Origin of the sequence: Streptomyces sp. NPDC059524 (assembly GCF_042749255.1) — a bacterium.
In the GTDB taxonomy this organism is placed as follows: domain Bacteria; phylum Actinomycetota; class Actinomycetes; order Streptomycetales; family Streptomycetaceae; genus Streptomyces; species Streptomyces xanthii.
On sequence record NZ_JBHYTK010000014.1, the window covers coordinates 63,133 to 72,522 of the forward strand.

The 9,390-nt window shown below is 70.5% G+C and carries 7 protein-coding genes and 1 tRNA gene; 5 read left to right on the forward strand and 3 right to left on the reverse strand.

All coding sequences use genetic code 11. The annotated features are described in order from the left end of the window. Nucleotides 1-2: 2 nt before the first annotated feature. The 3 genes from ACFW9D_RS06715 to ACFW9D_RS06725 form a co-directional block, all read right to left on the reverse strand. Nucleotides 3-1,940: a kelch motif-containing protein gene (locus ACFW9D_RS06715; RefSeq protein WP_188338715.1), complete on the reverse strand. Its 1,938-nt coding sequence runs from the start codon at nt 1,938-1,940 to the stop codon at nt 3-5. Further along, complete coding sequence (locus tag ACFW9D_RS06720) at nt 1,937-3,901, reverse strand: glycosyltransferase family 2 protein (RefSeq protein ID WP_188338716.1); 1,965 nt, start codon at nt 3,899-3,901, stop codon at nt 1,937-1,939. Before ACFW9D_RS06720 ends, ACFW9D_RS06715 begins: the two co-directional genes overlap by 4 nt. Before the next feature lie 505 nt (nt 3,902-4,406). Further along, nucleotides 4,407-4,480: transfer RNA gene (locus ACFW9D_RS06725), tRNA-Lys, on the reverse strand. A gap of 211 nt (nt 4,481-4,691) precedes the next feature. Between ACFW9D_RS06725 and ACFW9D_RS06730 the strand changes: the two genes are divergently transcribed. From ACFW9D_RS06730 to ACFW9D_RS06750, 5 genes are all read left to right on the forward strand, one after another. After that, nucleotides 4,692-5,987 carry a peptidoglycan-binding protein gene (locus ACFW9D_RS06730; RefSeq protein ID WP_384618720.1) on the forward strand — a complete coding sequence of 432 codons (1,296 nt, stop codon included), beginning with the start codon at nt 4,692-4,694 and terminating at the stop codon, nt 5,985-5,987. A gap of 79 nt (nt 5,988-6,066) precedes the next feature. Next, nucleotides 6,067-7,302, forward strand: a complete 1,236-nt coding sequence (locus tag ACFW9D_RS06735) for an SPFH domain-containing protein (protein ID WP_384618681.1) — start codon at nt 6,067-6,069, stop codon at nt 7,300-7,302. A 179-nt stretch (nt 7,303-7,481) separates the two neighbouring features. Next, complete coding sequence (locus ACFW9D_RS06740) at nt 7,482-8,078, forward strand: lytic polysaccharide monooxygenase (protein ID WP_384618684.1); 597 nt, start codon at nt 7,482-7,484, stop codon at nt 8,076-8,078. A 125-nt stretch (nt 8,079-8,203) separates the two neighbouring features. Then, nucleotides 8,204-8,650, forward strand: a complete 447-nt coding sequence (locus ACFW9D_RS06745; RefSeq protein ID WP_384618687.1) for a DUF3592 domain-containing protein — start codon at nt 8,204-8,206, stop codon at nt 8,648-8,650. Nucleotides 8,651-8,676: 26 nt separating this feature from the next. Continuing rightward, a complete protein-coding gene (locus ACFW9D_RS06750; RefSeq protein ID WP_384618689.1) occupies nt 8,677-9,105 on the forward strand; it encodes a hypothetical protein in 429 nt (142 codons plus the stop codon). Nucleotides 9,106-9,390: the final 285 nt, after the last annotated feature.

Sequence of the window (9,390 nt, forward strand, 5' to 3'; positions counted from 1 at the left end):
CCCTACGGCACGTGCACCCACTGGGCCTTGCTCGGGGTGCCCCGGTCGTCGGTGACGAACAGCATGTACCAGCCCGACTCGACCAGTGACCGGTTCTCCGGGACGGTCACCGTCACCGAGTCCGCCGTCTTCTTCAGATCCAGCGCGATGGACGTCTGGTCCACGTCGGTGACGTGCGTGGACGCGCTGGGCCGGATCAGCCGGGCCGTCTTGATCGACGACGCGTGGCTGGTCTGGTACGTGGCCGAGCCGCCCCGCGCGATCGTCTTCTGACCGCCCTCCAGGGTGGGCCGCGAGTCCCGGTACAGGTACGGCGGCGTGTAGATCTCGATGCGCTGCTCGAACACGCCGGGCTTCGTGTTGGCCTTGTCCGCGTACAGCGAGTCCGAGCCGAAGAACAGCACCCGGCCGTCGGGCAGCAGGATCGAGCCCGAGTGGTAGTTGCGGCCGACCAGCGGGTCGGCGACGCTGCGGAAGGTGTTGGACTTCGTGTCGTAGAGCCGGGCCTGGAGGATGTTGGAGTCACCGCGGCCGCGGTAGTCCTCCGAGCCGCCGGAGACGAGGATCGAGTCGTCCGGCAGGATCGAGGACTGCGGGTAGCGGGTGCCCTTCTCCAGCGTCGGGCCGTCCGTGAACTTCGGGTTCGCGTCCTTGAGGTCGACGATCCGCGTCTTGTTGCTGGACAGCTTGGACTCGCCGACGCCACCGCCGCCGACCACCATGTACCGCTGGTCCTGCGCGGGCGGCAGCTCGACCGTGCCGGCCGTCTCCATCAGGTTCGCGTCGGACAGGCCGGGGATCTTCCGGAACGTGTTGGTCCGCAGATCCCAGATGCCGGGCTTGCGGCCCACGTTGTCCGGGCCGTAGCCCGCGTTGGCGCCCGAGTAGAAGATCTTCCCGTTCGCCATCTGGAACAGCGCCGGGTACGTCGGGAACTGGCGCTGCTTCTTGAGGTAGGTCCACTTCTTGGTCTTCGGGTCGTAGACCTCGTTCTTGCCGGGCACCAGCTGCCCGATCTCGTCGAGGCCGGACACGGAGAGGACCTTGCCGTCCGAGAGCGTGGTCAGCGTGGGGTACCAGCGCGCCTCGTTCATCGGGTCGACCTTGATGTACTTCTCGGCGACCGGGTCGAACTCGTAGGAGTCGCGGATCCCCTGGAAGTCCTTCTTGTCCAGGGCGAGCTTCTGCGCGATGCCGTACACGTTGCGCGCGTCGGCGCCGGTCAGGCCCTGCACCCGGTAGTTGTCCTGGGTGCCGGTCTCGTACTTGGTGCCGGAGCGCTGGGCCTCGACGTAGACGCGGCCCAGCCCCGGGTCGTTGCGGACGAACTTGCCGGTCGCCGGGTCGAAGACCTTCTTCGCGCGCTCGATCGTGATGTTGTCCTTGGCGACGAAGGTCTTGCCGTTCTCCTTGCCGGTGAAGCGGGTGCCGGCCTTGATCGTCTTCGGCGCGTCCGGGTCCTCGTTGTGCACGATCATCAGGCCGCCGGCCTTGGTGACGTCACCGCGCAGCTTCTCGTAACGCTTGGTGCCGCCCGCGATCAGCAGATTGCCGTTCGCCAGCTGGGTGTGGCCCGTGCAGAACAGGTCGCTCGGCGTCGGGATCTTCTTGATCGAGCCCTTCACCGGGTCGTAGAGCCGGGTGTCGAACTTCTTCGCGTCGAAGTTCTTCTGGTTGTTGCCCGAACCGGCCACCAGCAGGATCTTGCCGGTGTGGAGCAGCGCCGCGTGGATCGTGTTGAGGCGCATGTCCTGCGGGAACTGGACGACGTCCCACTTGCCGTTGTCGGCCTTGTACTCCGGTCTGTTGATCTTGTACTCGTGGTACTTGGCCGACCCGAAGCGATACAGCCAGGGCCCGTTCATCCCGGCCAGCGCCAGTACCACCACCGAGCCGATGGCTATGCGTCGGGCCCGGCGGCGGCTCGCACCGTCTTTCACTTGTTACGTCCCCCCAGGGAGATCTGCATGGTCTCGTCGTTGCCCCCGCCGGCGGCCCAGGTGGGCTTCTGCTGCGGGGCCCCGTGCGGGCCCGCGGCGTGCCGGGGGCCGGTCGCCTGCGGCGGCACGGCCTGCTGCTGAGGCGGCGCCGTCTCCGGCGCGGGCGGCTTCGGCTTCTTCCGGTCCTGGCGCAGCATGTACCGCCAGGCGAACATCGGCGTGGCCGTGATCAGCAGGGCGAAGCAGGCCCAGGTGATCATCGCCGGGTGGGCGTGACCGAGGACGAATCCGGCGGTCATCGAACCGGCGAAGATCAGGATGAAGTACCAGTGGTACCGGAAGGTGCCGAACCAGCGGTCGGGGCTGGCGGAGTCGCCCTTGGGCGTGACCACGAACTTGCTCTTGCGGCGCAGCAGCGAGTCGAACAGCGCCTTCGCGTACAGCGGGGCCGAGAGGGCCGACATCACCATGCCGGCCACGCCGCCGGAGCCCTCGGGCTCGTGCGGCGACACGTTGTGCCGGCGGTTCCAGATGTAGAGACCGATCTGCAGCGCCGACGCGTTGCCGTACAGCATCAGCCAGATCGTCGGGTCGATGTTCACGCCCGAGGCGCCGAGGCCCAGGAACAGGGCGCAGCTGAGCGCCGCGAGGATCCAGTTCATGGCCGACATCGGGTAGAAGATGATCATCATCGTGTAGTTGAAGAGCTTGCTCGGCGGGAGCGAGTACCAGCCCTTCCAGTACTGCTTGAGGATCGTCTCGTACGTACCGCGCGACCAGCGCATCTGCTGGGTGAAGAAGTCCGTCCAGGCGCTCGGGCCCTCACCGACGGCGAGCACGTCCGGGGTGTACACGGAGCGCCACTTCTTCCCGGTCGCCGGGTTCTTGGCGCGGTGGATCTCGAAGCCCGTCGCCATGTCCTCGGTGATCGAGTCGTACAGGCCGCCGATCTGCTTCAGGGCCGAGATCCGCACCGCGTTCGACGTGCCGACGAACATGGGGGCGCCGTAGCGGTTGCCCGCGCGCTGGATCAGCGCGTGGAACAGGAACTGCTGGGACTCGGCGGCCTTGGTGACGAAGTTGTCGTAGTTGCCGTAGACCTGCGGGCCGATCACGAAGCCGACGTTCGGGTCGCGGAAGAAGCCGAGCATCCGCTCCAGGTAGTTCGGCAGCGGCACGTGGTCGGTGTCGACCGAGGCGAAGTAGTCGTAGGCGTCGCCGTGCGCGTCCAGCCAGGCGTTGTAGTTGCCGTGCTTGGTCTTGGCGCGGTGCGGGCCCTTCGCCTGGTTCCACTTCGCGACGCCCTTGCGGGAGAAGTGGTGCACGCCGAGCCGGGCGCAGACCTCCTTGACCTCCGGGTCGTCGCCCTCGTCGAGCAGCCACACGTGCAGCAGGCCCCGGTGGCGCAGCTTGACCGCCGCCTCCAGGGTCTTCGTCACCATCTCGATCGGCTCCTTGCCGGGCACGAACGAGGTCAGGAACGCGACCCTGGTGCCCGTCTCCGGGACCACCGGGATCGGGTCGCGGGCGACGAGGGTGGCGTGCGCGTTCGACAGCACGTTCATGCAGCGGAAGAACTCGATCAGGCCGATCGAGACGAGCATGACGATGTCGAGGGCCGGCAGGAAGTCGTACTCCACGTAGTCGCGCTCGGTCCAGTGCTCGGGCTGGAGCAGCCAGAACAGCAGGACGAGCGAGAGCAGCGGGGCCGCGCCCAGCATGAGCGCGGCGCGGATGCGGTGCGGCTCCTGGCTGAGCAGGGAGCGGTACTGCACCGTGTACGGCTTGTTCGGATCGGGCTGGGTGAGGGGCCCGGCGAGCCGGCTGTAGTGCTCGTAGTCGTACCGCGGCAGCGATTTCTTGATGCGCCGGAAGCCGCCGGTGCGGTGCGGTGGCACCCGCAGCTGGGTCGTCTCGGACGGGTCGAAGCCCTCGCGGGCGCCCGTCGGCGTCGACGTCATGATGAGTCATCCCCCCGCACGCGAGTCACCGCGTGGTTGTCGGTTCTCACCCGGGTCCGGTCCCCCTTGACCGCTCCCGGGTGTGTCAGTGGCAGGCCACCGTCCCACCCGTACTAAGACTGGAACGACGACCTTCCGGTTGCATGATGCCCCCCTCGACATCGCTTCATGAACGGGACCCCCGTCCCCGCCCCGCAACTGTCCCGCCCCGCAAGCCTCATGGGAGCCGATAGCTCCAGGACAGGGTGCTGGGCCCGACGTCATGATCGCAAGGGCGAAGGGGTCCAGCTCGCATGTACGAGAACGGCCTGACCCGAACACGACGAAAGCCCCCCGTTCTCACGGAGGGCTTTCGGTGTCGGTGCGCCGCCAGGGACTCGAACCCCGGACCCGCTGATGCTGTGTCTCCTGGGGGATAACCCCCAGACCCCCAGCCGGGGCGGTGCCGGGTGTGCTGTCGGTACGACGAAGACCCCCCGTTTTCACGGAGGGTCTTCGGTGTCGGTGCGCCGCCAGGGACTCGAACCCCGGACCCGCTGATTAAGAGTCAGCTGCTCTAACCAACTGAGCTAGCGGCGCCTGCTGACCTGCGTAACTCTACCCGATGCCCGGGGGTGGGCATGACCATCGGGGGTGTGCGACGCGCCGATGGGTGGGCGAATTGTGGTGATTTCCATCTTTTGCACCGTCAACATGCGATATGTGCAGACAGTTGAGACGCTTCCTGCGTGCGAACACGAGGCACATCAGTGAGGGGAATCGCATGGACGGCATTCAGGACACGGAGCGCATGGCGACCCCGGCGTTCGAGGACGTGACCCCGGCGGGCGACTGCGACTGCGCCGGCTGCGTCCAGGGCCGCCTCGCGGCCTCGCCCCCGGCGCCCACCGGCATCGGCGCCCGCCACGCCCTGGTCGTCGCCGCCACCGCCGGCACCGTCATCGGCGGACTGCAGGCCGCCCCGGCCAGCGCCCAGCGTGCCGACCACCACGAGGTGAGACCGGGCGACCCGGCCCCGCCCGGCGAGGGCACCGTGTCGACCCCGCAGGGCGGCACGAGCCCGCTGCACGGAGCCCCCGGCTCCGCCGCGTCGAGCGTGGAGCTCGCCCCGGGCGCCGTCCGCGCCACGACCCGGGCCGCAATCATCAACCGCGCCAAGACCTGGGTCGCCTCCAGGGTCCCGTACGACATGAACCGGTACTGGAAGGACGGGTACCGGCAGGACTGCTCGGGCTTCGTCTCCATGGCCTGGGACCTGCCCGGCAACGAGTGGACGGGCAGCCTCGCCCGCTACGGCACCAAGATCTCCAAGGCGGACCTGCAGCCCGGCGACATCCTGCTCTTCCACAACCCGGACGACCCGGAGAAGGGCTCGCACGTCGTCATCTTCGGCGGCTGGACGGACTACACGCGCAGCTACTACATGGCGTACGAGCAGACCCGCCCCGCCACCCGCCGGCAGGCGACCCCGTACAAGTACTGGTCCTACTCCAGCCGCTACGTCGCCTACCGCTACAAGGGCGTCAAGGCGGGCAGCACCTCGGGCTCGACGTCGACGACGAAGTTCCCGGGCGCCCAGGCCTTCGGGCCGGGGGCGAACAACGCGTACGTCACCCAGCTCGGGCGGCTGCTCGTGGAGCGCGGCGGCAAGCGGTTCTACACCGAGGGTCCGGGCCCGCGCTGGGGCGAGGCAGACCGCAAGGCGACGCAGGCGTTCCAGAAGGCGCAGGGCTGGACCGGCGCCGACGCGGACGGCATCCCGGGCCCGACGACCTGGTCGTACCTGGTCACCGGCAAGGGCAAGGACATCCCGGCCGACGGCGCGGGCGGACCGGAGGCGGACCGGGTGCCGGCGTACCCGGGGGCGTCCGCGTTCCGGCCGGGCGCGAGCAGCGACGCGGTGACGCGGATGGGCCGACAGCTCGTGAAGAAAGGATTCGGCAAGTACTACACGCAGGGTCCGGGCCCGCGCTGGGGCGAGGCCGACCGGCGGGCCGTCGAGGCGTTCCAGCGGGCCCAGGGCTGGAGCGGCAAGGAAGCCGACGGCTACCCGGGTCCCGAGACCTGGCGGCGGCTGTTCTCGTGAGCGGCCCGGTGCGGACAAGGCGGCGCGGACGGGCGGCGGCGGCAACTCAGTGCGGAGGCGAGTCAGTGCGGAGGCGAGGATGAGTACGACCGCGGAACAGCCGGAGAGGGCGCTGGGCCACCCGGCGCCGATCGCGGACGACGACCCGGGCGCGCGGGCGCCGCGCGGGGCGGCGGGGGAACCGGGCAGGGGCTCCCGGCGGGGGGCTCCCCGCGAGGCTCCCGGTGACGCCCGGGGGACCCGGGTGATCCACAACGAGGCGACCACCGCGATCCCCGTACACCTGCTGTTCCGGGACGACCCCGATCCGGAGGCCGAGCCCGTGGCGGTGCGGTCCGCCGTGGTGGGGAGCGGGACCGGGGGCGGGCGGCCCTCGCCGGTGCGGCCGCATCTGCGCACACCGGTGCGGCCGGTGCCGGTCGTCGACCCGGAGCTCGCCGAGCGGGCGGGCCGGACGCTGCCCGGCGCGCTCGGGGTGTTCGGCGGGGCGCTGGGCGCGGCCGGGACCGCGGTGTCGCTCGGCTGGGCCGGGGCGCTGCCGCGGATCATGACGGAGGTCGCCGGGCTGCCCGGGTACGAGGGCGTCGGGCTCGGCCCGGTGCAGTGGGCGGCGGTGGCCGGGTCCGGGGCGCTCGCCCTGTTCGGGTTCGGCGGGCTCGCGCGCGGGCGGGCCGGGCGCGCCTGGGTGCTCAGTCTGTGCGGCCGGTACCGGGGCAGCGTGCGCCGGACGGGCCTGATGTGGGTCAACCCGTTGCTGCTGCGGCGCCGGATCGACGTACGGCTGCGGCACTGGCGCAGTGAGCCGATGCCGGTGGTCGACGCGAACGGCACGGCGCTGCGCGTCGTCTGCCTCGTCGTCTGGCGGATCAGGGACACGGCGAAGGCGGCCCTCGGCGTCGAGGACCACGAGGAGTACCTGCGCGAGTGCGTGGAGGCGGGCCTGGCGCGCGTCCTGTCGCAGCTGCCCGCCGACGCCTTCCACGAGGACGCGCCGACGCTGCGCAACGCCGAGGCCGTCGGCGACCTGCTCACGCGCCGGCTGGCGACGGACGCCGCGCCGGTCGGCATCGAGGTCTTCTCGGCGCAGCCGACCCGGATCGAGTACGCCCCCGAGGTGGCCGCCGCGATGCGCCGCCGCCGGGTCGCGGCGCTGGACGCCAAGCACCGGGACTCGGTGCTGTCCTCGGTCGTGGACTCGGTGGAGGACACGGTGACGCGGCTGACGACGCGCGGTCTGGTCGAGCTGGACGACTACGAGCGCAAGGCGCTGGTGAAGGACCTGACCGTCGCGTTCTACACGGGACGGGGGGAGTAGGGAGGGCGCCGGGCCCTGGAGGCGGGGGTTCCGGCAGTCATGGGCAGCTCTTCGATTGGTATGGACATGTTCAACTACCGCCCCTACATTGGGCGTTGGTCTAGACCTGGACGATCCAAGCATCGAACGACCGCTGTGCACGGCTACCGGAACTCCCCACACCCCCCAGGAGCGGCAGCATGCGAAAGAAGATCTACGCGGCCCTGCTCGGCCTGACCACCGCCGGAGCCTTCGCGCTCTCGGCCGGCGGCGCCAGCGGCCACGGCTACACGGACCTCCCCATCAGCCGGCAGAAACTCTGCGCCAACGGCACCGTCACCGGCTGCGGCAACATTCAGTGGGAACCGCAGAGCGTCGAGGGCCCCAAGGGCTTCCCGGCCGCGGGCCCCGCCGACGGCCAGATCTGCTCGGCGAACCACGGCGAGTTCGCCGCCCTCAACGGCCCGAAGCAGCCCAACGGCCAGGCCTGGCCCACCACCAAGGTGACGGGCGGTCAGAGCTACACGTTCCGCTGGCAGTTCACGGCGCGGCACTCCACCACGGACTTCCGCTACTACGTCACCAAGGACGGGTGGGACGACAGTCAGCCGCTCACCCGTGCGGCCCTGAACACCACCCCGTTCCTCACCGTCCCCTACAGCGGCCAGCCCCCGGCGACGCTCTCCCACTCGGGCGTCCTGCCGTCCGGCAAGTCGGGTCACCACGTGATCCTCGCGGTCTGGACGATCGCCGACACGGCCAACGCGTTCTACGCCTGCTCGGACGTCACGTTCTGACGGCAGGTTCCGAACGGCGGGCTTCTGGGCCTGCCCTGCGGCGCCCCGCGCTCCGGCGCGGGTAGGTTCCTGTGCACGGCGCCGTGCACAGGAACCGTGCGCGGCAGGGGAGTTCGGGGGAGCTCATGCGCGTGATGTTCTACGCGGTGCCGGCGTTCATCGCCTTTGTCGCGCTGTTCGCCGCCGCCACCGAGGTGCGCGGCACGTTCCGGATCGGCGCCGCCTGGCGGGGCGGACGCACGGCCGAGGCACGCTGCCTGCGCGCGTACACGACGGTCGACCCGCACATGGACGGCGACACCCGCACGACCACCACGCAGCACCACGTCTACGAGTTCACGACCCGGGACGGACGCACCCTCCGCATCGAGGAGGAGGGCGGCCCCGCGACGACCGTCGAGGGCGACGTGGTGATCGTCCACTACCGCGACAGCCACCCCGAGCAGGCGACCGCGCACCCGCCCCGGCCCGTGCGGCTGGCCGCGCAGACGCTGGGAGTGCTGCTCTTCATGGCCGTGGTGATCGGCTTCTGCGTATTCTTCGTGGCCGATCTGCCCACTGACGACTTCTGACACTGCTGAACCGGGGGCCCGCGGTCATGGACGGCTTTGTGTTCCACGTACTCTTCCCGCTGCTCATCGCCCTGGCGGTCTGGGCCGGCTGGGCCCTCGTGCGGCGGGTGCGGGAGCGGCGCGCGGCGTGGGGGAGCGGGCTCACCGCGCAGGCGCGGGTGGTCGACGCGTACCAGCGGGTGCAGATGGTCAACGGTGTGGCCAGGCGTATCCAGTGGCACGAGTACGACTTCACCGACCAGGCCGGCCGGGCCGTGCGCTTCAAGGAGACGGGCGGGCCCGCGAGCCGGGTCGCGGGCGACAGCACGCTTGTCCACTACGCCGCCGGGGAGCCGGAGCGGGCCACCGCGTCCGAGCCGAGCCCCGGCAAGGACCTGGTCGGCCTGGTCTTCGGGCTCGGGGTGTTCGGTGTCGGGGCCGCGATCCTGCTCGACGTGACCATCGAGTACTGGTGACCGTTCGGTACCGGTGAGAAACGGTCGGCGGCCCTCCGGTCCGGGACGTCGGACCTCTCCACATCTGACGTAGTGTCAATTACCGTTCGCCCGCATGGGATCCCTGAGGAACACCTTCGCGGAACTCGTCCAGGAACGGTGGGAGGATCACCGGCCCGGCCTCGCCTACGAGGACCAGGTGCTCAGCCATCACCAGGTGGCCGCGGGCGCCGCGGCCCCCCCCCCGCGCCGGGCCCCCCTGGGGCCCCGGGGGGGGGCGCCCCCCCCCGCGGGGGGCGGGGCCCG

Coding starts and splice junctions, on each gene's coding strand:
- ACFW9D_RS06720 (WP_188338716.1), bottom strand. CDS start 3,901: ATGACGTCGACGCCGACGGGCGCCCGCGAGGGCTTCGACCCGTCCGAG.
- ACFW9D_RS06730 (WP_384618720.1), top strand. CDS start 4,692: ATGGCGACCCCGGCGTTCGAGGACGTGACCCCGGCGGGCGACTGCGAC.
- ACFW9D_RS06735 (WP_384618681.1), top strand. CDS start 6,067: ATGAGTACGACCGCGGAACAGCCGGAGAGGGCGCTGGGCCACCCGGCG.
- ACFW9D_RS06740 (WP_384618684.1), top strand. CDS start 7,482: ATGCGAAAGAAGATCTACGCGGCCCTGCTCGGCCTGACCACCGCCGGA.
- ACFW9D_RS06745 (WP_384618687.1), top strand. CDS start 8,204: ATGCGCGTGATGTTCTACGCGGTGCCGGCGTTCATCGCCTTTGTCGCG.
- ACFW9D_RS06750 (WP_384618689.1), top strand. CDS start 8,677: ATGGACGGCTTTGTGTTCCACGTACTCTTCCCGCTGCTCATCGCCCTG.